This is a genomic window from Peptoniphilus lacydonensis (assembly GCF_900106515.1).
Lineage (GTDB): Bacteria > Bacillota > Clostridia > Tissierellales > Peptoniphilaceae > Peptoniphilus_A > Peptoniphilus_A lacydonensis.
Genome location: NZ_FNWF01000003.1, coordinates 204,296 through 226,609, shown reverse-complemented (window position 1 = coordinate 226,609; position 22,314 = coordinate 204,296). Strand labels below are relative to the sequence as shown.

Annotated in this window: 26 protein-coding genes and 2 tRNA genes; all 28 read left to right on the top strand. The window is 27.3% G+C overall.

Annotation, left to right across the window (positions count from 1 at the left end; all coding sequences use genetic code 11):
• The first annotated feature begins 63 nt into the window (after positions 1–63).
• Positions 64–1,584: a YifB family Mg chelatase-like AAA ATPase gene (locus BQ5450_RS02845; RefSeq protein ID WP_071125929.1), complete on the top strand. Its 1,521-nt coding sequence runs from the start codon at positions 64–66 to the stop codon at positions 1,582–1,584.
• Positions 1,585–2,664 carry a DNA-processing protein DprA gene (dprA, locus tag BQ5450_RS02840; protein WP_010245427.1) on the top strand — a complete coding sequence of 360 codons (1,080 nt, stop codon included), beginning with the start codon at positions 1,585–1,587 and terminating at the stop codon, positions 2,662–2,664.
• Positions 2,665–2,689: 25 nt separating this feature from the next.
• On the top strand, positions 2,690–4,771 hold the full coding sequence (topA, locus tag BQ5450_RS02835) for a type I DNA topoisomerase (RefSeq protein ID WP_071125928.1): 2,082 nt from the start codon (positions 2,690–2,692) through the stop codon (positions 4,769–4,771).
• Positions 4,764–6,206, top strand: coding sequence for a GspE/PulE family protein (locus BQ5450_RS02830; RefSeq protein WP_071125927.1), 1,443 nt, complete (start codon positions 4,764–4,766; stop codon positions 6,204–6,206). The genes topA and BQ5450_RS02830 overlap by 8 nt, the downstream gene beginning before the upstream one ends.
• Entirely contained in the window at positions 6,203–7,372 is a 1,170-nt protein-coding gene (locus BQ5450_RS02825) for a type II secretion system F family protein (protein ID WP_010247178.1), read from the top strand. Before BQ5450_RS02830 ends, BQ5450_RS02825 begins: the two co-directional genes overlap by 4 nt.
• Before the next feature lie 11 nt (positions 7,373–7,383).
• On the top strand, positions 7,384–7,761 hold the full coding sequence (locus BQ5450_RS02820; protein WP_374042356.1) for a prepilin-type N-terminal cleavage/methylation domain-containing protein: 378 nt from the start codon (positions 7,384–7,386) through the stop codon (positions 7,759–7,761).
• Between the two features lies 1 nt (position 7,762).
• The gene (locus BQ5450_RS02815) at positions 7,763–8,482 is read left to right on the top strand and encodes a prepilin peptidase (RefSeq protein ID WP_010247174.1); all 720 of its coding nucleotides are present in this window, start codon (positions 7,763–7,765) and stop codon (positions 8,480–8,482) included.
• 3 nt (positions 8,483–8,485) lie between these two features.
• Positions 8,486–9,760, top strand: a complete 1,275-nt coding sequence (locus tag BQ5450_RS02810; protein WP_071125925.1) for a type IV pilus biogenesis protein PilM — start codon at positions 8,486–8,488, stop codon at positions 9,758–9,760.
• 26 nt (positions 9,761–9,786) lie between these two features.
• Positions 9,787–10,773 carry an AIR synthase family protein gene (locus tag BQ5450_RS02805; RefSeq protein ID WP_071125924.1) on the top strand — a complete coding sequence of 329 codons (987 nt, stop codon included), beginning with the start codon at positions 9,787–9,789 and terminating at the stop codon, positions 10,771–10,773.
• Between the two features lie 69 nt (positions 10,774–10,842).
• Positions 10,843–11,424 (top strand): stalk domain-containing protein, encoded by a 582-nt coding sequence (locus tag BQ5450_RS09300; RefSeq protein ID WP_234346989.1) that lies wholly within the window; start codon positions 10,843–10,845, stop codon positions 11,422–11,424.
• Positions 11,405–12,190 (top strand): N-acetylmuramoyl-L-alanine amidase family protein, encoded by a 786-nt coding sequence (locus tag BQ5450_RS09295; protein ID WP_234346988.1) that lies wholly within the window; start codon positions 11,405–11,407, stop codon positions 12,188–12,190. The genes BQ5450_RS09300 and BQ5450_RS09295 overlap by 20 nt, the downstream gene beginning before the upstream one ends.
• 11 nt (positions 12,191–12,201) lie before the next feature.
• Entirely contained in the window at positions 12,202–12,918 is a 717-nt protein-coding gene (gene rph / locus BQ5450_RS02795; RefSeq protein WP_071125923.1) for a ribonuclease PH, read from the top strand.
• Complete coding sequence (gene rdgB, locus BQ5450_RS02790) at positions 12,915–13,499, top strand: RdgB/HAM1 family non-canonical purine NTP pyrophosphatase (RefSeq protein WP_071125922.1); 585 nt, start codon at positions 12,915–12,917, stop codon at positions 13,497–13,499. The genes rph and rdgB overlap by 4 nt, the downstream gene beginning before the upstream one ends.
• 68 nt (positions 13,500–13,567) lie before the next feature.
• Positions 13,568–13,644 (top strand) — tRNA-His (locus tag BQ5450_RS02785).
• Positions 13,645–13,679: 35 nt separating this feature from the next.
• A tRNA-Leu gene (locus BQ5450_RS02780) sits at positions 13,680–13,766 on the top strand.
• A 149-nt stretch (positions 13,767–13,915) separates the two neighbouring features.
• Entirely contained in the window at positions 13,916–14,308 is a 393-nt protein-coding gene (locus tag BQ5450_RS02775; RefSeq protein WP_071125921.1) for a NusG domain II-containing protein, read from the top strand.
• Entirely contained in the window at positions 14,305–14,805 is a 501-nt protein-coding gene (locus BQ5450_RS02770; protein WP_010246954.1) for a Gx transporter family protein, read from the top strand. The genes BQ5450_RS02775 and BQ5450_RS02770 overlap by 4 nt, the downstream gene beginning before the upstream one ends.
• Positions 14,806–14,815: 10 nt before the next feature.
• Entirely contained in the window at positions 14,816–15,391 is a 576-nt protein-coding gene (locus BQ5450_RS02765; RefSeq protein ID WP_071125920.1) for a Maf family protein, read from the top strand.
• A 4-nt stretch (positions 15,392–15,395) separates the two neighbouring features.
• The gene (radC, locus tag BQ5450_RS02760; RefSeq protein WP_010246951.1) at positions 15,396–16,112 is read left to right on the top strand and encodes a RadC family protein; all 717 of its coding nucleotides are present in this window, start codon (positions 15,396–15,398) and stop codon (positions 16,110–16,112) included.
• 18 nt (positions 16,113–16,130) lie between these two features.
• Positions 16,131–16,679 (top strand): SGNH/GDSL hydrolase family protein, encoded by a 549-nt coding sequence (locus BQ5450_RS02755; RefSeq protein WP_071125919.1) that lies wholly within the window; start codon positions 16,131–16,133, stop codon positions 16,677–16,679.
• Positions 16,666–17,808, top strand: coding sequence for a hypothetical protein (locus BQ5450_RS02750; RefSeq protein ID WP_071125918.1), 1,143 nt, complete (start codon positions 16,666–16,668; stop codon positions 17,806–17,808). Before BQ5450_RS02755 ends, BQ5450_RS02750 begins: the two co-directional genes overlap by 14 nt.
• Positions 17,795–18,238: a prepilin-type N-terminal cleavage/methylation domain-containing protein gene (locus BQ5450_RS02745; RefSeq protein WP_071125917.1), complete on the top strand. Its 444-nt coding sequence runs from the start codon at positions 17,795–17,797 to the stop codon at positions 18,236–18,238. Before BQ5450_RS02750 ends, BQ5450_RS02745 begins: the two co-directional genes overlap by 14 nt.
• Positions 18,222–18,605 carry a type II secretion system protein gene (locus BQ5450_RS02740; protein WP_010246947.1) on the top strand — a complete coding sequence of 128 codons (384 nt, stop codon included), beginning with the start codon at positions 18,222–18,224 and terminating at the stop codon, positions 18,603–18,605. The genes BQ5450_RS02745 and BQ5450_RS02740 overlap by 17 nt, the downstream gene beginning before the upstream one ends.
• A complete protein-coding gene (locus BQ5450_RS02735; protein ID WP_071125916.1) occupies positions 18,550–19,053 on the top strand; it encodes a PilW family protein in 504 nt (167 codons plus the stop codon). The genes BQ5450_RS02740 and BQ5450_RS02735 overlap by 56 nt, the downstream gene beginning before the upstream one ends.
• The gene (locus BQ5450_RS02730; RefSeq protein ID WP_010246945.1) at positions 19,050–19,997 is read left to right on the top strand and encodes a hypothetical protein; all 948 of its coding nucleotides are present in this window, start codon (positions 19,050–19,052) and stop codon (positions 19,995–19,997) included. Before BQ5450_RS02735 ends, BQ5450_RS02730 begins: the two co-directional genes overlap by 4 nt.
• Positions 19,998–20,025: 28 nt before the next feature.
• Positions 20,026–20,583: an elongation factor P gene (gene efp, locus BQ5450_RS02725; protein ID WP_010246944.1), complete on the top strand. Its 558-nt coding sequence runs from the start codon at positions 20,026–20,028 to the stop codon at positions 20,581–20,583.
• A gap of 12 nt (positions 20,584–20,595) precedes the next feature.
• Entirely contained in the window at positions 20,596–20,904 is a 309-nt protein-coding gene (locus BQ5450_RS02720) for a CD1247 N-terminal domain-containing protein (protein ID WP_010246942.1), read from the top strand.
• Between the two features lie 60 nt (positions 20,905–20,964).
• Complete coding sequence (locus BQ5450_RS02715) at positions 20,965–22,233, top strand: dihydroorotase (RefSeq protein WP_071125915.1); 1,269 nt, start codon at positions 20,965–20,967, stop codon at positions 22,231–22,233.
• Positions 22,234–22,314: the final 81 nt, after the last annotated feature.

The window sequence follows — 22,314 nt, the reverse complement described above, 5'->3', positions numbered from 1 at the left end:
TAGAATATAATAAAGTAATAAAATATTAAAGATGGAAAATAATAAAATATATTAGGAGGGATTATGTATTCTTGCACAAAAACTTGTACTTTAACAGGATTAAATGGTTATCCTGTGGACGTGGAAGTTGACCTTTCAAATGGGATGCCAAAAATTATTATTGTTGGACTTGCAGACACAGCTGTAAAAGAATCCACTGAAAGAGTAAAATCTGCAATAAAAAATTCTGGATATAATTTTCCAAAGAAAAGGATTACAATAAACCTTGCTCCTGCTAATCTTAAAAAGGACGGAACACAGCTTGACCTTGCAATTGCAGTTAGTCTTTTGAGTTGTGACGAAAATCTTCGACTAAATTATTCACCTTATGTATATTTGGGGGAACTTACTCTTGATGGAAAAGTTAATAAAATTCAAGGTGCTCTTCCAATGATTATTTCAATGCGTGAAAAAGGCTATAGAAAATTTATTGTTCCTTACGGAAATAGAAAAGAGTGTTCAATTATTAGTGATGTTGAAATTTATCCAGTAAAAAATTTGGAAGAGGTGATTTCTTTTCTAAGAGGAGAAATTCAAATTAAAAGGTCTTTGGGGAGTTTTCAAAAGGAAAAAGTTTATTATGATGTTGATTTTTCTGATATTAAAGGACAAGAAAATTTGAAAAGAGCATTAGAGATTTCTGCCTGTGCAAAGTCTAATATTTTGATTTTAGGTTCTCCAGGCTCGGGAAAAACTATGGCAGCAAAGAGGTTTCCAACAATTTTGCCGAAACTAGATTTTGAAGAAGCAATTGAAGTTACAAAGATTTATTCTGTTTCAGGTCTTTTAGATGATAATGCTCTTATAACAAAGCCACCATTCAGATCTCCTCATCATACAGCATCGGCTGTTTCATTAATAGGAGGTGGAAAGATTCCAAAACCTGGAGAAATTTCTCTGGCACATAAGGGAGTATTGTTCCTAGATGAACTTCCAGAATTTTCTAAATCAGTTTTAGAAGTTCTTCGTCAGCCTATGGAATCAAAGGATATAATTATTTCTCGTGCAAATGCCAATGTTAAGTATCCTGCTGATTTTCAACTTGTTGTTGCATTAAATCCTTGTCCATGTGGTTATCACAATTCAAAAACTCATGAGTGTAATTGTTCTCCATACGAAATACAAAGATACCTATCTAAAATTTCTCATCCTCTTTTAGATAGAATTGATATTCATCTTGAGGTAGAAGAAGTAGATTATAAAGAAATTTCATCTGAAAGATCTGGAGAAAGTTCTGACATTATAAGAGAAAGAGTTAAATATGTTAGAGAAATACAAAAGGACAGATTTAAAGAAGAAAAGTTTAAGTATAATTCAGAAATACCAGAAAAAAAATTAAAAAAATATTGTTTTCTTGATAAAAATTCTGAAAAAATTTTGGAACTTGCTTTTCAAAAATATTCTATGAGCGCAAGGACTTATAATAAGATTTTAAAGATTGCAAGGACTATTGCAGATATGGACCATTGCGAAAATATTAAGGAAGATCATGTTTTAGAGAGCATTCAGTATAGAACTATGGATAAAAAATTTTGGGGGAATTAAATGAATAAGAGAGATTTACTTATTTTTTTAAATTGTATAAATTTTAGCAGCGAGAATTCTCTAAAAATTTTAAACTATTTGATTGACAATAATATTTCAATTGAAGATTTTGATAAAGTTAATTTTTTAGAAGAAAAGATTTTAACTAAAAGAAGTTATGATAAGTTAAAACAAAGATCCAAAGATTTCGATTTAATAATTGAAAAGATAAATATTAGAACTAACAAACTTGATGTCAAAGTAATTACAATTTTAGATAATGATTTTCCAGAATCTCTTAGATATATTGAAAATCCACCAATAGTTTTATATATAAAAGGTGACTTAAAAATATATAATCCAATTGCTTTTGTAGGTGCAAGAAGTCATTCAACTTATGGCAAGATGGCTGTCAATAAAATAATAGATTCTATAAAAAATTATAATTTTACTATTGTAAGTGGAATGGCCTACGGAATTGATTCTCTGGCACATAAAAGGGCTATTTTAAATAATTTAAATACAATTGCAGTTTTGGGAACTGGAATAGATGTAGTTTATCCAAAGTCAAATCAAAGTTTATATGATGAAATTTGTGAAAGGGGCGCTGTGATAAGTGAATTTTCTCTTGGCACAGGTGCAAATAAGTTTACTTTTCCTATGAGAAATAGAATTATTTCTGGACTTTCAAGGGCTGTAGTTGTGGTAGAAGCAAAGGATAAAAGTGGAAGTTTAATAACAGCAAGACTTGCAGCAGAGCAAGGAAAAGAAATTTTTGCTGTTCCAGGAAATATTACTTCAATTTATTCTATTGGTACTAATAAGCTGATAAGAGATGGAGCCATGCCTTTAATTGAAACAAAGGATATTTTAGATTATTACCCAGACCTTATTATGAAAGATTCTCAAAAAGAAAGTTTTGAGTTGAGTGCAGATGAAATACTCGTCTATAATTTGATAGAAAAGGGAATAATTAATATTAATGATATTTGCAATAATTTAAATAATGAGGTATTTTATATAAATAAGATACTAACAAAGTTGGAATTGAAGGGTATAGTTGAGAAAATTTCAATGAATGAATTTCAAATATTAAAATAAATTTTAGGAAGAAGGAGATGTTATTTTGGCAAAAAATCTTGTGATTGTCGAGTCGCCTACAAAGGCAAAGACAATAAAAAAGATGCTTGGCAGAAATTATAATGTGATTGCTTCTGTTGGACATATTAGAGATTTACCAAAATCAAAGCTTGGCATTGATATAGAAAATGACTTTGAACCACAGTATATGAATATATATGGCAAAGGATCACTTATTAAAGATATAAAAAAAGAAGCAAGAAAAGCAGATAATGTAATACTTGCAACTGACCCTGATAGAGAAGGAGAGGCGATTTCTTGGCATCTTTCACATATTTTGGAAATGGATCCAGAAGATAAAAATAGGGTAACTTTTAATGAAATTACTAAAGATACAGTAAAAAGAGAGATAAAAAACCCTAGAAAGATTGATATGGATCTTGTTGATGCACAACAAGCTAGACGTGAACTAGATAGGCTTGCAGGATATAAAATTTCTCCTCTATTGTGGAAAAAGGTAAAGGCTGGTCTTTCTGCTGGTCGTGTTCAGTCTGCTGTTTTAAAGTTAATTTGTGACAGAGAAGATGAGATAAATAATTTTATTCCAGAAGAATATTGGACTATTGAAGCAGATCTTAGAGCAGGAAGAAAGAAACTTTTGGCAGATTATTATGGAATAAAAGAGAATGATAAAATAAAAAAAGTAGAATTAAAATCGGAAGATGACGCTGATAAGGTTATAAAAAATATAGATAAAGAAAAATTTGTAGTTGATTCTGTAAAAAAGGGAAGAAGAAATAGGAAATCTCCGAATCCTTTTACAACATCTACAATGCAGCAAGAAAGTTCTAGAAGAATAAATTTTTCTACTCGGAAGACTATGATGGTTGCACAAAGTCTTTATGAAGGTGTAAAACTTCCAAAAGAAGGCTCTGTTGGTTTAATAACCTATATGAGAACAGATTCAACGAGAATATCTCTTGAAGCACAAGATGCTTGTTTAAAATTTATAGAAAAAGATTATGGAAAAGAATATCTTGGAAAGAAAAAAATTGCAAGCACTAAGAAAAGTGAAAAAATCCAAGATGCTCACGAGTGTATTAGGCCAACTGATGTTACAAAGACTCCCTATTCAATAAAAGATTCGCTTTCAAAGGATCAATTTAAACTGTATTCTTTAATTTGGAAAAGATTTGTGGCATCGCTTATGGCAAGTGCAATTTACAATACCATTTCTGCAGATATTATTTCAAATAATGAAGTATTTAGAGTTTCTGGATCGAATATGGCATTTGATGGTTTTTTAAGAGTCTATGATTATAATACTGAAAAATCTAAGGAATTGCCATCCCTTGAAGAAAATCAAATTTTAAAATTTAAAGATGTAAAAAAGGAACAACATTTTACAAATCCTCCTCCAAGATATAACGAAGCTTCTCTTATAAAAGAACTTGAGGACCTTGGAGTTGGAAGACCGTCGACATATTCTCCCACAATATCAACTCTTCAAAGTAGATACTATGTGGTGTTGGAAGAAAAAAAGTTTGTACCTACGGAGTTGGGAGTTACAGTAAACGAAATCTTAGTAGAGAATTTTGACGATTTAGTTGACAAAAAATTCACAGCACAAATGGAAAATGAACTTGATGAAATTGCTGCTGGTAAAAAAATGTGGAAAGAACTTGTTAGATCTTTTTATAAAGATTTGAAAGAAGATTTAGATAAGGCTTATGAAAATATAGAAAAAGTTGAAATAGAAGATCCTGTAACAGATGTTATTTGCGATAAATGTGGAAGAAATATGGTAATAAAAATGGGAAGATATGGAAAATTTTTGGCTTGCCCAGGTTTTCCAGAATGTAGAAATACAAAACCTCTTGTTGAAAAAATTGGTGTAAAGTGTCCAAAATGTGAAGATGGAGAAATTGTAGTAAAAAGAAGTAAAAAAGGAAGAAAATTTTATGGGTGTGACAATTATCCAAAGTGTGATTTCGTTTCGTGGAATAAGCCAATTGATGAAAAATGTCCAAAGTGTGGAAATATTTTAACTGAAATGAATTCCAAAGGTAAAAAAATAATAAAGTGCAGTAATAATACTTGTGATTATAGGAGAGAGGAAAGTGAATAAATTTTCTTTTGAAATAAAGGATAAGTTTGGCGAAAATTATTGTCGCAAAAATTTTATTGCTCCAGCTAGAGAAGAAGATGATTGTTTTGTCTTCTACTCTTTACATAATGATGAACTTTTAAAATATAATTTGGAACAAAAATTACAGAAGAAAGTTCTATTTGAAATTAAGTCAGAAGAAAAAGTTATTGATGAAATAGATAAAATATATAGAGATGAAGAAAAGTACAATATATTAAGAGATATTAATTTAAGATATAAAGATGACATAACATTAAAAGAAAATGAAAAAGAGGATTCTCCAGCAGTTAGAGTTCTTGATTACATAATTAGACAAAGTATAATTAGAAACGCAAGTGACATTCATATAGAACCAAGATTTCAAGATATAGTAGTTAGAATAAGAATAGATGGAGCTCTAAATGAATTGATGAGATTGCCAAAAAATATTTATCCACATCTTGTAACTAGAATAAAAATTTTATCTAAGTTAGATATTTCTGAAAAAAGACTTCCTCAAGATGGAAGATTTAGTTTTAAATTTAAAAATGAAGATATAGATATAAGAGTTGCCACGACGCCAACGGGAACAGGAGAAAAAATTGTACTTAGAATTTTAGATGTACAAAGAATTTCTTATACTCCAGAGGGAATTGGATTAAGTGGAGAAAACTTGGATAAAGTTATGAATTTAATAAGTCAGCCTTCAGGATTAATACTTTGCTGCGGTCCCACTTCAAGTGGCAAAACTTCTAGTTTATATACTATTCTTAGAAAGATTCAAAAAGATGATATAAATATAATGACAATTGAAGATCCTATTGAGTATAAAATTGATGGAATAAATCAAATTGAAGTAAATCCAAATACAGGGCTTACTTTTGAAAAGGGATTAAAGGCAATTTTAAGAATGGATCCAGATAAAGTAATGATTGGTGAAATTAGAAATGAAGATACAGCACATATTGCCATATCTTCTTCAATAACAGGACACTTAGTTTTATCTACACTTCACACTGAAAGTTCTCCGGCATCAATTGGAAGACTAATTGACATGGGAATCGAACCTTATTTAATTTCTGCTGGTCTTATTGGAGTAATTTCACAAAGATTAATTAGAAAACTTTGCCCACATTGCAAAGAAAAAATTAAAAATACGAATCCACTTGTTAATTCAAAATATGTTTACAGAGCTTCTGGATGTGAAAAGTGTAATTCTGGTTATAGTGGAAGAATTGCAGTATTTGAAATAATGATAGTTGATAGTGAAATAAGACAGATGATAACTAATAGAGAAAGTGTAGCAAAAATAAAAGAAGTTTCAATTAAAAAGGGAATGAATACATTATCTCATGAAATTTTAAATTTAATAGAAAATGGAGAAACGACCTTTGAAGAATTTTATAAAAATGTTCATACTGTTGGTGAATTATGATTTATAGGTATAAGGCATTTAAAGGGAAGGAAATAGTAAAGGGAAATGTTGATGCTAAAGATATTAAAGAAGCTAAAGAAAAATTAAAAAAAGATGGACTTAGACCGATAAACATAGAAGAAAATATTGAGTCAGCAAATACTTTTAAATTTGGAGAAAAATTTAAAAGTGAAGAACTTTATATTTTATTTAGGGAACTTTCACTTTTAATAAATTCAGGAATAAATATAGAAAATTCCCTTGAAATATTAAGTTCTCAATTCTCAAAAGAAAAAAAGCAAATATTATTAAATATTAAGGGAAATATTAGACAGGGTATATCTCTTTCTTCATCTATGGAAAATACTAAAGCCTTCCCAATTCTTGTAATAAATATGGTTTATGTGGGTGAAAATACATCGAGTCTTGGGAAAATTTTTGAGAATTTATCAAATTATTACATAAAAAAGAAAGAAATGTCTTCAAAAATACAAGAGACAATGGCATATCCTATAATTTTACTTATAACTGCAGTTTTTGTAATTAATTTTTTAATAATAAATGTTATTCCAAGTTTTGAGGAAATTTTTAGTTCAAATGACAATATTCTTCCAAAGCCAACAAGAATACTAATAAGTTTTTCTAATTTTTTGAATAATAATTATATTCATATAATTTTAATTATAGCTTTGATAATACTAATTGCATTTATTTACCATAAGAAAAATCCAGAATTCTTCCATAAAATTTTTTTAAAGTTTAAAAATTATAGGATGAAAGAAACTTTAAAGTTTACATTTAATATGGATTTATTGCTTGGTGCAGGGCTCACAGTAGATAAGAGTTTAAAAATAATTTCAAATATGGAAAGGAATGTGATATTAAAGAAAAAGTATGAAAAAATTTTAAAGGATATAAAATCTGGAGAAAGTTTTTCTAAAAGTATAGAAAAAACTAAAGTATTTCCACAGATTTTAATATCTATGGTTCATGTTGGAGAAGAGTCTTCTAATTTAAAAGAAATTTTTTCTACAATGTCAAAATTTTATGATGAAGAATTGAGTAGCCACAATAAAAAATTTCTTGGAGTTCTCGGACCAGTGTTAATAATAATTATGTCCATTATAATTGGATTTATAGTGCTATCAATTGCACTCCCAATTTTTGATATGGTAAATCAATTTTAGGAGGTATTAAAATGAAAAAGAAAAAAAGAGGTTTTACATTAATTGAACTTGTAATAGTTATTGCAATTATTGCAATTCTAATTTCCATTGCTGCTATGAGATATAGTACTACGAATTTAGCCGCAGAAGCTGCAGCTCACAACTCAAATGTAAAGGTATTAAAAAGTGCAGGTATTTTATATCTAATAGATAATCCTAATACAAAGGGAAGTATATCAGTTGATAGTTTAAAGCCATACTTAGAAGGAGATAAAATTCCAAAACCAGCAAAACATTATTCAGGCGCAACAGAATTTACTGTAACCGCAAAAGATGATGGTGATGTAGAAGTTAGTCCAGGAATTTTGAAAGTTGAAAATAAATCTTTAGTTCTAGATAATGGAAATTAATTTGTATAAAGTTTTATTGGGGATATTAATATTTTTCCTTGGGGGGACTTTTTCTTCTTTTTATAATTTATTTGTTTATAGAAGGGAAAGGAATGAAAGTTTTATAAATGGTAGAAGTCATTGTGATTTTTGCAACAAAAAGTTATATTTTTATGAACTCATTCCAGTTTTTTCCTATATATTTCTTAAAGGAGAATGTTCGTCTTGTAAAAATAAAATCGGAAAGGACAAACTTATTACAGAATTTACAGTGTCAATATTGTCACTTTTGATATATTTAAAATATGATTTAAGTGTTGAAACTTTCTTGGTTATTGGAATAATTACAGTTGTGATATTTATTGGGATTATTGATTACAAAAGTGGATATATCTATAATATTGATTTGGTTATTTTGCTTATTCTTGTAATTGTTCTTAAAATTTTTCAAAGAGCGAGCATTTTTAATTCATTAAAATACTTTTTGGGAATGGGTTCTATTTTTTATCTTTTGTATTTTACAACTGGTATGATGGGTTTTGGAGATGTATATTATTCTTTTGTAATGGGATTTCTGGCAGAAAGTTTATTTGACGCTTTTGCACTTTTTAGAAATTCTTTTATAAGTGCTGCCGTCTTTTCATTAGTTTTAATTATACTTAATAAAAAAAGTCTAAAAGATTCAATTGCTTTTGGACCTTTTATAAGTATTGCTATTGTTGTTTTCCTTTTATGCAGGTGAATTATGTTTGATAAAAATATTATAAAGTTAAAAATAAATGATGGTTATATAGAATTTAAAGATAAGAGTAATCAAAAATCCAAATTAATTCCAATTCCTTATAGAATATATAGAGATGGAAAAATTTTAGACTATCATCATTTTTATTACAAATTTGATAAGATTCTAGAAAATATTGATTTCAATAAGAGGGATAACATAATTTTAATTTTTGACTCCACTTCAACTATACATATAAATTATAAAATTCCTAAAATTAAAGAAAGTGAAATAAAGAATTTCTTAAAGCTAGAGCTTGAAGACTATGGAGATTTTAAACTTGATGATTATGAGATTTTTTATAGACATAAGGAGGAGAAAGATATATTAGATCTTTCAATTGACCTTGTTTTAAAAGAAATTATTTTAAAGTTTAAAGAAATCTTAGATAAAATTGGAGTAGAGAATTTTGAAATTATTCCAGAAGCACAATCTATTGAAAAAAATGGCAAATATATAGAAATTTCTGTTGACTATGTAAAATACATTTTTGTAAAAGATAATTTAGTAAATATTTACAAAAAAATTTATAATGAAAATATAAGGAAATTAGTAGAAGAAAATAATCTAGAAGAAAAAAATGCTTCTAATATTATTAATCTTCGATATGATCCAGAAGAATTAAAGATAGATGAGGACTTTAATTTTAAATTTAAAAATTATTTTATAAATGATATCTATGAAATGGAAAAGTTTGCAGAAGGAGATAGAATTTATTTTCTTGGAAATATTTGTGATTCAGATATTATAAAAGAAATTTTAAAAACTTATAGTAGTTTAAAGTGGAATTTATTAGATGAAGATATACACATAAAATTTCCTGAAAGAAAAGAGAAAAAAGTTAAGAAAGTAAATTATATTAATCTTTTTTTAATTGTTTTTTCTTTAGGAATAGTAATGGCAAATTTAATTTATTTTTCAAATCTTAAAAGAATGGTAGAAAATACGGAAAAAAATATTTTAACTACAAAAAATACTAAACTCGAATCTGAAGATAATTCTAGCGATAAATTTCAAGAAAGAAATAAAGTATTTTTAGAAAAAATTTCGAAAATTCAGGAGCTTGAAAATGATAAGCTAATTATAACCGCCTATTCCTTTCAAGATGGAAAGATAATTGTTAAAGGAATAGTTAAGGATGAAAATTATTTTAATGAAATTTTCAAAGATTTTGATATTGTAAATAAAAGTTTTTATATAGAAGATGGATTCAACAAATTTGAAATGCAAATAAAATAATAGTAAAATTTTTTTGGGGTGTTAATTTGGAAATTGGAAAGTTAAAAACTGAATTATTAGAAAAATATATTTTTAATAAATTAAGTTCAAATAGAGATGAAGTTATTTTAAAAAGTGGTACAGGGCTCGATAATGCTCTCTTAGATTTTGGAGATGACCTTATCGTAGCATCGACAGATCCAATCACAGGAGCATCTAAGAATTTAGGATCTTTAGCAATAAATGTTTCAGTAAATGATGTAAGTTGTCAATGTGCTGATCCTGTTGGAGTTTTGTTAACTGTATTGATTCCTCCAAGTGCCACAATAAATGATTTAAAAGAAATAATAGAAGATGCAAATGAAACTTGTAAAAAATTAAAATTAGATATTGTCGGAGGTCATACAGAAATCACAGATGCTGTAAATAAAATAATAATTTCTACCACAGTTTTGGGAAGAGTTAGTAGAGATAAAAGACCTGATGTTAAAAAAGTTGAGAAGGGAGATATTGTAGCAGTTTCAAAATATATTGGAATAGAAGGAACTAGCATTATTTCAAATGAAAAAGATGAAATTAATAAGATTTTAGATGAAGAAGAAGTTTCTTTTGCTAATTCACTCTCAGAAGAAATTTCTGTACTAAAAGAGTCGAAAATTGCATCCAAATATAATGTAAAACATATGCACGATATAACAGAGGGTGGATTTTTTGGAGCTTTATGGGAAACAACAATAGCGATAAATCATGGGATAAAAGTAGACTATTGCGACATACCTATATTAGAAATTACAGAAAAGATTTCAAGATTTTATAATATTGATCCTTGCAGATTAATTTCAAGTGGAAGTATGCTTATGATATTTAATAAAGACGATTTTAAAAGATTTAAAGAGGAAGCAGAAACTAAAAATATCAAAGTTACATCAATAGGTGAAATTACCGCAGATAAAAAATGTATAGTTATAAAAGATAAAGATGAAATAGTTTTGAATGAGCCTGATTCTGATGAATTATACAAAGTTATTTCTTAAATATTACAATTAGGTAACAATATTGACAAACAAATTTAAGATATATAAACTTTAATTAGGTGAAATCAAATGAAAAAATTTTTGAAAATTGGATTATTATTTATGCTCGTGTTAATAACACCAGTATTTGCGACAAATATTTTTAATGTAAGCATAAGCGGAAGTAATTTTAAAGTTAAAGAAGCAGGCGTAACAGTAAATGATGAAAATTTGAAGACTGAGTTTGTCCCATACATAAAAGAAGGCAGAACTTTTGTACCAATACGTGAAATCACAGAGAAATTAGGTGCAGATGTAAAATGGAATGGGAAAAATCAAAGTATTAATATTGCTTTAAATGGCGATGTTATTAAGATGCAAATTGACAGTTCAGTTGTCTATGTAAACAACAAAAAAGTCAATTTAGACAAGGCTCAAGCACCAGAACTTGCACTCTATAAAAGTCCTAGAAAAGAAACTAAAACCATGGTTCCTCTAAGGTTTATTTCAGAAACTTTTGGCTATAATGTTGATTGGAATAATGATGAAGTTAGAGCAGAAATAAGTACTTTTAGTTCAAAATCAACTTTAGAGAAAAAAAATGAATCTAAATCTACAAAAAACTCAGACAAGAAATTGAAGACTGATGTAAATGATAATAAAAAAAAATAAGGACAGAGATAGCAAATCTAATTCAATATTTGATAATAATTATTTTGAGTCAAATGTTGAAAAAAAAGAAACAGATAAGATAAAAAATGAAATTAAAGACGGAAAAGAAGATAAAATTTTTGAAGAAGCAGATCTTAAATTAAAAGATAGAGAAAATAGAGTTATAAAAGATAAAATTGAAATAAATGGAAAACTAAATATAGTAATTGACCCAGGACATGGCGGAAAAGATTCAGGTGCTATTGCAGCAGATGGCGAAACTTATGAAAAAGATGTAAATTTATTAGTAGCAGAAAATTTGATGGAAAAATTAAATACGAATCCGAATATAAACGCAACTATAACAAGAACTAGAGATGAATATGTAAAGTTACTAGACAGAGCTTCTATTTCAAATGATAGCAACGCAGATTTATTTTTATCCATTCACTTCAATAGTTCTGATAATACAGATGCAAAGGGCATAGAAGTTCTCTATGCTTCAGAAAAAAATGTTAAAATAAAGGACACAGTACAAAAGAACTTTGCAAATTGCTTGCAACAAGCTCTTATAAAAGAAACAGGAGCAACAAATCGTGGAATAAAAAATAGACCAGCAATAATTGTTCTTAACAAAACTAAAAATGTGTCAGCTTTAGTTGAACTTGGGTTTTTATCAAATGAAAGTGAATTAGAAGAAATTAAAAATCTAGCTTATATCGATAAATTGGCACAAGGAATTTACAATGGAATAGAAAATTATATGGATAATTATGTCGTAAAATAAGAAAGGGAAATATGAGAGAAGATAGACAAAATGACGAAATAAGACCTATTAAGATAACACCGAATTATCTGGAGCACCCAGATGGTTCAGTGTTAATTGAATGTGGAGAAACAAAAGTAATCTGTACAGCTATGATTGAAAATAAAGTCCCTGGATTTTTGAGAGGAAAAAATAAAGGATGGCTTTCAAGTGAATATTCAATGCTTCCAGGTTCAACGCCTACAAGAAAAATTAGAGATATTTCTAAAGGTAAAATTGATGGTAGAAGTAGCGAAATTTCTAGATTAATCGGTAGAGCTTTAAGATCTTGTATTGATTTGGATAAAATAGGAGAAAGAACTATTTGGTTAGATTGTGATGTGATTTCTGCAGATGGTGGAACTAGAACAGCTTCTATAACAGGATCTTATATTGCTCTTAGATTGGCAATAAAAAAATATTTAGAAGATGGAAAAATTGAAGAAGATCCAATAAATTCAAAAGTTGCTGCCATAAGTGTTGGAAAGGTTAATGGAATTAAACTTGTCGATTTAGATTTTAAAGAAGATTCTAATGCTGATGTAGATTTAAATGTAGTTATGAATGACAAACTTGAAATTATTGAAATTCAAGGTACTGGAGAAAGGGATACTTTTTCTATGAATGAATTAAATGAATTTTTAGAAGGTGCAAAAACTGGAATTTGTGATATATTTAAGTATTTTGATATTTTGGAGAAATATATATGAAGACTTTAGTTTTATCTACTGATAATAAAAATAAGTTAAAAGAAATAAAGGAAATACTTGGAGATTTAGATATTGAAATCATGGCAAAATCTGACATTTATGATTTAGATTTTGAAGTTGAAGAAGATGGATTAACGCTCTATGATAATGCTCTAAAAAAGGCTAATGCCATTGCAGAAAGAACAAAGTATGCAGTACTATCTGATGATACAGGCCTTTTTGTAAATGCATTGGGAGGAGAACCTGGAGTTCATTCAGCTAGATATGCTTCAGAGCATGATGATAAAAAAAATAGAGAGAAACTTTTAAAAAATTTAGAAGACAAAGAAGACAGAAGTGCATATTTCAAAACTCAAATAATTTTAATTGATGAAGACAAAAATATTATTCCAATTGAAGGGATATGTGAAGGTAGCATTTCAAAAAAAGAAAAGGGCAGTCAAGGATTTGGATATGATAGTATTTTTATACCAAGGGGATTTGATAAAACTTTTGCTGAACTTGGAGTTGCTGAAAAAAATAAAATAAGCCACAGAGCGAAAGCACTTGAAAATCTTAAGAATAAAATTTTAGAACTTTAAGAGTTTAAATTTGTAAAAAAATCTTGACAATTAATTTATAATTTGTTAAGATGTATCTATTGTTTGTGGTGGGTATGGCCTAGCTGGTTAAGGCGTCAGATTGTGGTCCTGAAGATCGTGGGTTCGATTCCCACTATCCACCCCACAATATAAAAAGTGCCTAGGGCACTTCTTTTTTTTGCTAGAGTGGCGGAATTGGCAGACGCACCAGACTCAAAATCTGGCGGTCGCAAGATCGTGTGGGTTCAAGTCCCACCTTTAGCACCATTTTATAGAACTATCTGACTAATAATGTCAGGTAGTTTTTTATTGGAAATTTACAAATTTAATATTTTTATAAAATTAAATTTATTTAAACTAGGCTAATTATTTATTTATAATTACTACATATTATAAAGTTGTGCTATAATGAAATTATGGAAAAATTAAAAAAAGCAGATATATTAGTAATTTTTTTAATTGTAATAGCATCTTGTTTTATTTATTTTTTTACAAATAAAACAAATTTCGAAAAAGAAGGAAATATAAAAAAAGTTGTTATAACAGTAGATGGGAAAACTTTTAAAGAAATTTATCTAGATGATAGTATAAAAGAAGATATAGATGTAAATACGATTTATGGAAAAAATAAAATTCATATAGAAAATGGTGAAGTTCATATGCACAGTTCTGATTGTAAATATCAAATTTGTGTAAAAATGGGAAAAATAAAAACTGTTGGCGATTCTATTGTATGTCTTCCAAATCGTTTAATTGTAAAAATTGTGTCTGAAGAGAATAATGATGGTTTGGATATGGTTTTAAAATGAAAAAAAATAGAAAACTTATTTATTTGTCATTGTTATCTGCTATTGGCATTGTTCTTGGACTTTTTGAAAGTGTAATACCAATTCCTGTTGCTATCCCAGGAGCGAGACTTGGTCTATCAAATATTGTAGTTCTTGTAACTATTGTGGCCATAGGATATAAGGAAGGTTTTTTTGTTTCAATTTTTAAAACTATTATTTTAGGAATTGTTACAGGTGCCGTATCTAGTTTCTTTTTTTCAATAGGTGGTGCAATTTTAAGTTCTATTTCTATGATACTTGCACATAAATTTTTGAGGAAGTACCTTTCTTTAATTGGAATAAGCGAAATTGGATCTTTTTTTCACAATTTAGGCCAAGTTTTAGTTGCGTGTTTTATTATGAAAACTACTACTATTTTAGCTTATTTACCTTTGCTTGTTATTTTAGGAATTTTTACTGGATATTTTGTTGGACTGGCTTCTATTTATATCGTGGATAATACAAATATATTAAAATAAAGAGGTTTATATGGAAAAAGTTATTTTAGCTTCAAATTCTCCAAGAAGAAGAGAAATTTTAGAAAATTTTATAGATTTTAAAATTGTAACAAAGGAAATCTTAGAAAATAAGGATAATTTTTTTAAACCTGAGACAACTGTGATGTCTCTTGCTTTTGAGAAGGGGATAGAAGTTGCAAAAGACTATGAGGACAATATTATAATTTCTGCGGATACTTTAGTTGAATTAGATGGCAAACTTTTTGGGAAGCCTGAAAGTAGAGAAGATGCAAAAAGTATGATAAAAATGTTAAGCGGAAGAATACACAGCGTCTACACAGGTTACTCCATATTTAAAAAGTCTAAAAATATTAAGTACGTTAGTTATGATAAGTCTTTTGTAAAATTTTATGATTTAAGTGATGATGAAATTGAAAAATACTTAGATACTGAAGAGTATAAAGATAAAGCAGGAGCTTATGGAATACAAGGGAGGGGATCTCTACTAGTTGAGAAAATAGATGGAGATTATTTTAATATAGTGGGTCTTCCTATTGGAAAGATAAATAGAGATTTGATTAAATTATTTGATTTTTGTTTGTGGTGATGTTATGAAAGAAGAAGTAGTAAGATACACTATTAAAGAAATGCCAGAAGATGAGAGACCTCAAGAAAAATTAATGAAGTTTGGAGCAAATTATCTTTCTAACGCTGAACTTCTTGCTTTAATTATAAGAACTGGAACAAAAAAAGGAGACTCTGCAATTGATACTGCTAAAAATATTTTGAGAAGTATTAAATCAGAAAGTGATGAAAACGGTTTAAATAGTTTAAAAAATGCAAATTTTGCAAATCTTATGAAGGTAGAAGGCATTGGAGAGGCAAAAGCTGCAATGATAATTGCCGCAGTTGAACTTGGTGTAAGACTTGCAAATAGTAGTTATAATTCAAAAATAAGAATAACATCGCCTTCTATTGCTGCAAATTATGTATTAAGTGAAATGAGTTCTTTGGAAGAAGAACACTTTAGAATTATGACAATTAATACAAGAAAAGAAATAAATTATGTAAGAGAAATTTCTAAAGGAACAATAAATATGACTCTTGTTCATCCTAGAGAAGTTTTTAAAAGTGCAATAAGCGATAATGCTCATAGTATTATTTTATTACATAATCATCCAACAGGTGATCCAAGGCCTTCTAAGGAAGATATTAATCTTACTAATAATTTAGTTGAAGCTTCTAAAATTATAGATATAGAAATTTTAGACCATATAATAATTGGAGATAATAAATATTTTAGTTTTTTGGAAGAAAATCTTTTGTAGAAATTTTAGGGAGGTTTTATGAAAATTTGTGCCTTAGGGGATTCTATATTTGAAGGATTTTTAGTTGGTGGAAAATCCATGATTTATTATTTAGTGGGAAAAGGTTATGATATAGATAATTTTAGTGTAAATGGGCTCACTTCTGGGGAACTTCTTTGTTCTATAAATAGTTTGATAAGTTATGATAAATATATAGTTAATATTGGGTTAAATGATTTTTTAAATGGTGATTCTCTAGACCATGTTTTAGAAAATATAGAAAAAATTGTTAAAAAATTAAGATATTTAGGTGGTGAAATTTATATTGTTTCTCCTTATTTAACTTCTTCAAAAAATTTAGACGAGTCTTATGAATATTTTATTAATTTTAAATCTTTAAATAAAAAAATTGAAGATTATGATAGGTCTTTAAAAGAAAAGTCAGAAGATTTTAAAGTTATTTCCTTTTATGATTATGCCAAAAAATTTAATATAGAAGATGACTTAATTGATGGGATTCACCCTAATAGAACACTGCATAAGAAATTTGCAAAATATTTAGAGGAAAATTTAAATGGATATATTTGATATTTTAAGTAAAAAAATTGGATATAGAAATTTATCTAAGAGGGAAAAAATATTATTAATTATTTTAACTTTACTTTTAATAGAATTTCTTTTTTATAATTTATTAATTCGAAAAGAAAGAGAAGAACTTTCTGAAAAAGAGCTAAATTCTAGTATATATCGAGAAAATTTAGACTACAAATATAATGGATTTGGAGATTTTTCTAGTGAAAGTGTAAGTAAAATATTAAGAGAAAAAAATTTAACGGAAGATAATTTTTCAAAAGAAAGTCATACTGATGTTGAAGTTTTGTCTATTTCAGGACAAATAGATGCGGCTAATTTTGATAATATAAAGGATTTTACAAAATACTATGGATTTTCAAATATTGATTTAAATAGAAGTGACGAAGATAATTTTACATATGTTTTTAAGGCCAAAAAGCCTTCAAAAACCATTTATTATTCAGATCTTAAGAGTGCTTATTTTGGAGAAGATAGTCAAAAAGAAAACAATGATGTTCTAGAATCTTCTTTAGAAAATAAAGAAATTGAAAAATCAAAAAATGATAATGAAATAGTAAAATTTAAAAATAGTAATAAAAAAGATGAGTCTATAAAAGGTTCTGAGGGAAATAAAAAGTATTCTATTAAAGATAATAATATTAAAAGTAAAAATATAGATAAGATTGAAAAAAATATTGTGAGTGAAAATAAAATTAAAGAAGAAGTTTTTACTTTAGGGAATGATTTTTTAGATAAGAGCATAGAAGATAGTGTAGAAAATAAATTAGAAAATGATAAATTTATTGTTAGTGATGAAGATATTTTATTAAATTATTATGAAAATTCTGAAATTTTATCTGTGTATGTAAAAAAAGATTGTGTTAAGGATTTAATAAAACTTGGAGTTAATAGGCACTGCAATGGAATGTCCATGTATTTATTTTTTCCTTATGATTCTTGTAAAGAATTTGGAGTTATAAATATATTAGGAGAAAAGATTCCGTATAATGGGCAAATTATAAATTCAGATTGGTTTAAGGTAAATATTTTTGAGGAGGACATAAGTTATTTTTATTTAATTCCAAAAGAAGGCGAAGATTTATTCTTTTTTGCAAAAGAAGTTGAATATTATGAAGAAGTATAAAGCTTTCACTCTTATAGAGATGATTTTAGTTATAGGGATTATAATGATTTTACTTTCTATAAGTGATTTAAATTTAAATATTCGTGATAGAATTGAATCTAAAAATCAACTCAAAGAGATGGCTTTAGATATGAAATTTCTAAAACATTATGCTCAGATAAATAATTGTGAAACAAGTATAAAAATTAGAAGAGATGGATATTCTACAAATTTTGGACAAAAAAGTAAAGAGGTAAAATTCAATAATCTAGTTAAAGTTGAGTCTACAAATTTGGAAAATATAAGATTTACAAAAAGTGGCAAACCTTCTTTTTTAAATAATATTAATTCTTCTGGTACAATTGAGTTTTCTATTGAAAGTAGGTATTTCTATAAAATAACAATTGAACCAGTTACTGGCAAGGTGAATTTTTATGAAGTTGAAAAATAAAAATCGTGGACATTTAATGATTGAAGTACTATTTTCAATAGCACTCATTGGAATTATTGCATCTATTATTTTGCCAAATATAATAAGTCTTTTGGAAAATCAAAATTATCTAAAAGAAAGAGAAATGCTTGTAAATGAAGTTTTTTCGAAGATGGAAGATATAATTGGAGAAGCTTATAATAATAGTGATAGTAAAGATTTAGATTTTCATGTTACTAGAGATGGAAATAGTGATTTTATTATAAATGTAGATAATAATAAAGTTGGAAATTTAAATCATATAGTGGTTTCTGGTAAAAGGCGTGATTCGGATGAAGAAATTGAGTTTGAAGTGTACTTATCGCAAAAAGGGCTATACTCTTATTGAACTTGTTATATCTGTTGCTATAATTTTAATTATATCAATGGTCTTTACATCTATATTGGGAATTTCACAAAAAGCTTTAAATAAAACTTATTTAAATGAAAATATAAATTCAGATATTTCTTATACTCTAGAATACATAAAAAATGAAATAGAGAAAAGTGAATATTATACTAGGGGAAATAATGATATTTATTTTATACAAACAGAGGGAAATAAATTTAACTACATATGGTTTAATTTAGAACAGAAGCAAGTTTATAGAAATTCTTCTTTAGTGACGAAATTAAAAAGATTTTCTAGTCTTAAAAGTGAAGGAAAAAATTCATTGACAAATTTAGTAGATGATTTTTCAATAACAGATGATAAAAACTGCTTTATAGTTAAGTTAAAGTTTAAAGAAAAAGAAGAACTTACAATGAAAGTCGCGAAAAGGATAAAAGAATTATGAAGTTTAAACAAAGAGGTTATATTTATATTTTTACAATTATTTTAGTGGGACTTCTTTCTTTATTTTTTTATTTTATATATTCTTATATTTCTAATTCTTCTTACATTAATTTAAATAGGGTAGATAGAATTAAGGCAAATTATGCAGCAGAATCTGTTTTAAATATAAAAATTTCTGAAGATAGTTTTGAAAAAGAACTGAGAGATTTTATTTTTTCTGAAGATACATATAAAAATTTGAGTTGTGAAATAAAACCTTTAGATACAGAAATCATAAAATTATTTTTAAGGAAAGTGAAATTAAATAAAGATAGCGATATAAATGATATTGTAGAGTTAAATGCGAAAATAAAATATAAAAAAATATCAACAGATGCGAAAATTCGAGGGAATTACATAAATAAAATTTATAAAGAAAAAGATGGAGTATTAAACTCAGGAAAGGTGAATAAAGAGGATTTAGAAAAAATAAGAAATTCATTTAAAAATAATGATTGGACCAAGAATAATAAAGTGATTGAATTAGATGGTGATTATATTTTTGGCACGAAAAATGGAAATTATTTTATATTTGAAGAAATAAGAGAATATGATGATGAGTTGAAAGATTTTGTAGTAAGAAGAAATATTCTCTATAAAGTCGATAAAATTGATGTGATTATTCAAAATAGTGGGACTTTAAAGATGGAATCAGAGTGTCAAAATCAAATTTTAATAATAAATGACAAAGTATTGTTTAATGATAATCAATTATCTGGTATAATTGTCTTAAATGAAAATGCGGAAATTTCAAATCATTGCAAGTTAGATGGATATTTAATAGATTTATACGATAGGAATTCTGGCATAGATACTAAATATAATAATTATGTCTTAGAAAAGTATGGATATGTATTGCCTGATTTTATAAAATTTCAGCCAATTTCACTTAACTATAATAATTAAAATACAATACTTAAAAATGGAGGAAAATATGATAACAGCAGGAGATTTAAGAAAGGGACTTACATTTGAATGGGACGGAGATGTTTGGGAAGTAATAGATTTTCAACATGTTAAACCTGGAAAGGGAGCAGCTTTTGTAAGAAGTAAAATCAAATCAGTACTTACTGGTGGAATAAAAGATACAACTTTTAATCCGTCAGAAAAATTTGAAAAAGTAGTAATTGAAAATAAAGAAATGCAATATTTATATTCAGATGGAGAATTATATTATTTCATGGATCAAGAAAGTTATGAACAAATTCCACTAGAAAAAGATATGGTTGAAGATGCGTTAAATTTTATAAAAGAAAATGATATGGCAACAATTAACTTTTATAAAGGAAAGGCATTTAGAGTGACACCTCCAAACTTTGTTGAACTTGAAGTAACAGAAACAGAACCAGGTGTTAAGGGGGATACATCAAGCGGTGGAACTAAACCAGCAACAGTAGAAACAGGTTACACTCTTAATGTACCACTTTTCATAAATACATCAGACGTTATAAGAATTGACACAAGAGATGGAGAATATATGTCTAGAGTTTAATATGGAGGAAATATGGAATATTTACTAAAGAGAATTTCTTATTTACAAGGTCTTTGTGATGGATATGATTTGGACACAAGTACTAATGAAGGGAAAATTATATCAGAACTTGTTGATATTTTAAGTGATGTCATTGATGAAATGAGAGAATCACGTGAAGAAATTGAGGATTATGTCGATATTATTGAAGAAGATCTTTCAGATTTAGAAGATTATGTTTATGACAATGATGATGTTGAATTTGATCTTTATGATGATGATTTTGATTTTGATGATTTAGAAATTTTCGATGAAGACGAAGAAGAACTAGAAGAAGAATAATTTTATAAAATTTAAAGACGGGGATATTCCTCGTCTTTTTTAAAATTCTAAGGAGTAATTATGATTATAAAAAATGGAAGAGTCATAGATCCTATCTCAAAGACAGACGATATTTTGGATATAAAAGTTGCAAAAGAAAAAATTGTTGCAATAGAAAAAGATATTTTTGTAGATAAAGATTCAGATGAAAAGGTTATAGATGCAACAGGTAAAGTTGTAGTTCCAGGATTAGTTGATGTTCATGTTCATTTTAGAGATCCAGGAGCTACATATAAAGAAAATTTAAAGACTGGCTCAAAGGCAGCTGTTGCAGGAGGATTTACCACAGTTGTTCAAATGGCAAATACAATTCCAAAAATTGATTCCAAAGAAAAGATAGATGATCATTATAAAAGAACAAAAGATCTTCCACTTAAAGTTTTTACTGTTTCAGCTCTTACAAAAAATTTTGGAGATTTAGAAATAGTAGATATGGAAAAAAATTATAAAGCTGGAGCTGTTGCTTTTACTGATGATGGAATTCCAAATAGAAATTCAAAATTAATTTTAGAAGCAATGGAAAGAGCAAAAAAACTTGATGCAATAATTTCTTTTCACGAAGAAGACCCAAATTTAATTTCTGAAAATGGTATAAATCATTCCGAAATTTCAGAAAAATTAAATATCTATGGTTCTCCAAGTGTTGCAGAAACTTCTTTTATAGCAAGAGATATTGCAATGGCAATTTATTCTGGAGCAAAAATTTCAATTCAACACATTTCAACTGGTGTGGGAGTAGAACTTGTGAAGCTTGCAAAAAAAATGGGAGCAAATGTTTTTGCAGAAGTTACGCCTCATCACTTATCATTAAATGATAAAGCTTTGTTAGAATATAAGGCTCTTGCAAAGATGAATCCTCCTCTTAGAAGTGAAAATGATAGACTTAGAATTATAGAAGGAATAAAAGAAGGAACAATAGAAATAATTGCAACTGATCACGCTCCTCACAGTGTTGAAGAAAAATTACTACCTATCACAAAAGCACCATCAGGCATCATTGGGCTTGAAACATCTTTTTCGATTTGTTATGAAAATTTAGTTTTAAAAGAAAATATAAGTCTTATGAAATTAATTGAATTAATGAGTACAAATCCTGCAAAAATTTACGGATTAGATGGAGGAGAAATTGCTTTGGGTAAAAATTGTGATATTGCGATAATTGATTTAGAAAGTGAGTATAAGATAAATAAGTTTAAATCCAAATCTTCAAATTCACCATTTAAAGACAAAGTTTTAAGAGGAGAAATTTTGTACACAATATCAGATGGAAAAGTTGTTTATAAAAAGTAAAAAAATATGTCAAAGTGGAAACAAAGATAAAGATTTAAATGAGTTACTTTAAAAAATGTGGCATTTATTATATTATTAAGA

Coding starts and splice junctions, on each gene's coding strand:
- BQ5450_RS02740 (WP_010246947.1), top strand. CDS start 18,222: ATGAAGTTGAAAAATAAAAATCGTGGACATTTAATGATTGAAGTACTA.
- BQ5450_RS02730 (WP_010246945.1), top strand. CDS start 19,050: ATGAAGTTTAAACAAAGAGGTTATATTTATATTTTTACAATTATTTTA.
- BQ5450_RS02735 (WP_071125916.1), top strand. CDS start 18,550: ATGAAGAAATTGAGTTTGAAGTGTACTTATCGCAAAAAGGGCTATACT.
- BQ5450_RS02775 (WP_071125921.1), top strand. CDS start 13,916: ATGGAAAAATTAAAAAAAGCAGATATATTAGTAATTTTTTTAATTGTA.
- BQ5450_RS02755 (WP_071125919.1), top strand. CDS start 16,131: ATGAAAATTTGTGCCTTAGGGGATTCTATATTTGAAGGATTTTTAGTT.
- BQ5450_RS02770 (WP_010246954.1), top strand. CDS start 14,305: ATGAAAAAAAATAGAAAACTTATTTATTTGTCATTGTTATCTGCTATT.
- BQ5450_RS02820 (WP_374042356.1), top strand. CDS start 7,384: ATGAAAAAGAAAAAAAGAGGTTTTACATTAATTGAACTTGTAATAGTT.
- dprA (WP_010245427.1), top strand. CDS start 1,585: ATGAATAAGAGAGATTTACTTATTTTTTTAAATTGTATAAATTTTAGC.
- BQ5450_RS09295 (WP_234346988.1), top strand. CDS start 11,405: ATGATAATAAAAAAAAATAAGGACAGAGATAGCAAATCTAATTCAATA.
- BQ5450_RS02825 (WP_010247178.1), top strand. CDS start 6,203: ATGATTTATAGGTATAAGGCATTTAAAGGGAAGGAAATAGTAAAGGGA.
- BQ5450_RS02715 (WP_071125915.1), top strand. CDS start 20,965: ATGATTATAAAAAATGGAAGAGTCATAGATCCTATCTCAAAGACAGAC.
- rph (WP_071125923.1), top strand. CDS start 12,202: ATGAGAGAAGATAGACAAAATGACGAAATAAGACCTATTAAGATAACA.
- BQ5450_RS02765 (WP_071125920.1), top strand. CDS start 14,816: ATGGAAAAAGTTATTTTAGCTTCAAATTCTCCAAGAAGAAGAGAAATT.
- BQ5450_RS02720 (WP_010246942.1), top strand. CDS start 20,596: ATGGAATATTTACTAAAGAGAATTTCTTATTTACAAGGTCTTTGTGAT.
- BQ5450_RS09300 (WP_234346989.1), top strand. CDS start 10,843: ATGAAAAAATTTTTGAAAATTGGATTATTATTTATGCTCGTGTTAATA.
- BQ5450_RS02845 (WP_071125929.1), top strand. CDS start 64: ATGTATTCTTGCACAAAAACTTGTACTTTAACAGGATTAAATGGTTAT.
- BQ5450_RS02750 (WP_071125918.1), top strand. CDS start 16,666: ATGGATATATTTGATATTTTAAGTAAAAAAATTGGATATAGAAATTTA.
- BQ5450_RS02745 (WP_071125917.1), top strand. CDS start 17,795: ATGAAGAAGTATAAAGCTTTCACTCTTATAGAGATGATTTTAGTTATA.
- radC (WP_010246951.1), top strand. CDS start 15,396: ATGAAAGAAGAAGTAGTAAGATACACTATTAAAGAAATGCCAGAAGAT.
- BQ5450_RS02810 (WP_071125925.1), top strand. CDS start 8,486: ATGTTTGATAAAAATATTATAAAGTTAAAAATAAATGATGGTTATATA.
- rdgB (WP_071125922.1), top strand. CDS start 12,915: ATGAAGACTTTAGTTTTATCTACTGATAATAAAAATAAGTTAAAAGAA.
- efp (WP_010246944.1), top strand. CDS start 20,026: ATGATAACAGCAGGAGATTTAAGAAAGGGACTTACATTTGAATGGGAC.